At 43.4% G+C, this 1480-nt stretch carries 2 protein-coding genes; one reads left to right on the top strand and one right to left on the bottom strand.

All coding sequences use genetic code 11. The features are described from left to right. A partial coding sequence (locus tag KL866_RS15385) for an ABC transporter transmembrane domain-containing protein (RefSeq protein WP_251140098.1) occupies positions 1–650 on the bottom strand: 650 nt, incomplete at its 3' end. 361 nt (positions 651–1011) lie between these two features. Between KL866_RS15385 and KL866_RS15380 the strand changes: the two genes are divergently transcribed. Then, positions 1012–1480: radical SAM protein (locus KL866_RS15380; protein ID WP_214995819.1), on the top strand; the 469-nt coding region annotated here is incomplete at its 3' end.

Genomic DNA, 1480 nt, shown 5'->3' with positions numbered 1-1480 from the left:
GCCCTTGAGTTGGTGGTCGAGTCTGCTTCATTCATTTGAGTGACGAACCGGGTACGCCAGTCGGTGGCTTTCATCGAAAAGCCAATATAGGCGAGTACACTAAGCACAATAATTAGTGCAAACGATACGCCAAACTGAAACAAGAGTAAGCCGACTACAAGGGCTATCTCCAATAGGGTAGGGACAATATTAAACACCATAAACCGCATTAAAAAGCTAACGCCGTTTGTGCCTCGCTCAATATCTCGCGACAAACCGCCTGTACGCCGATTTAGATGAAAGCCTAAGTCTAGGTTGTGCAAATGCTTGAAAACCTTAAGTCCGAGACGGCGCATGGCACGCTCAGTGACTCGCCCAAATAGCGTATCGCGCACCTCGCCAAGCAATACATTCAATAAGCGCAATGTTCCATAGGCAATTATCAGGCTAATAGGGACTGCCAAAGCTAGCGTGGTCAAATCGCCATTTAGGTTATCAACTGTGTACTTCAGCACGTAGGGAAGACCAATACTGGCAAGCTTCGCCGCTACCAAGCACAGCAGGGCTAAAAATACGCGCTGCTTAAACTCAAGAAGATAAGGCCAAAGTTGCGAGAGAACGTGCCATTTAACAGGTTCGTCGACATTCGTAGGAAAACGGTTTTTTCTCATTTTATTGTGTGCTTTATTGTTAATGTGATAGTAATTCTTCAGGTAGAAGTTAATAGGGTGGCAAGGCGGGCTCAAGAACAACTATGCACAATTGGCCTTATTGCGTAAATATTGCGTAACTTCTCTAAGTATAATGATTTCTGCGCTTAAGCGTGATTTTTCAAATACGTTACGAAATAGACTAGAGATTAAAATGGTCTTATTTATAGCTATCAATGTGTTTAAATTTTGCTTTGCGCCGCGTACACTAAAGTAGTTTAATTTAGTTACCTTGTTAGACGAGTTTTATTTTTTGACGGTTAAAATATTATGATTGCGTTAGCCTCTATTTAAGGTCACGCATAAGGGTTAAGGAGTTAGTTTGTTAGAAGATAGTTTCGGTAGAAAGTTTCACTATTTGCGTTTGTCAGTGACCGAAGCGTGTAACTTTCGGTGTCAGTATTGTTTGCCAGACGGGTATGAAGGCCCAACGAGCGATCAATTTATGACGCTAAGCGAAATAGGCACTCTGCTCAAGGCGTTTGCAAGACTTGGCACAACGAAAGTGCGTCTAACTGGTGGCGAGCCCACATTGCGAAGAGACTTTCTAGATATTCTGCGTTTAACAAGCAATACTCCCGGTATTGAGCGTGTTGCGATGACGACCCATGGAGCACGAATGGAGAAGTTTGCTCATCAATGGAAAGACGCCGGCCTTCATCAAGTAAATGTAAGTATTGATAGTTTAGACCCGCGCCAGTTTGCTGCTATTACTGGTCAAGATAAACTTAAAGAAGTACTTCGTGGGCTAGATACAGCGATTGATGCCGGTCTTGACGTGAAGGTTAACT

This window comes from Alteromonas sp. ALT199, from assembly GCF_018619335.1.
Classification (GTDB): Bacteria; Pseudomonadota; Gammaproteobacteria; order Enterobacterales; family Alteromonadaceae; genus Alteromonas.
This window is presented reverse-complemented; position numbering and strand designations above follow the sequence as displayed.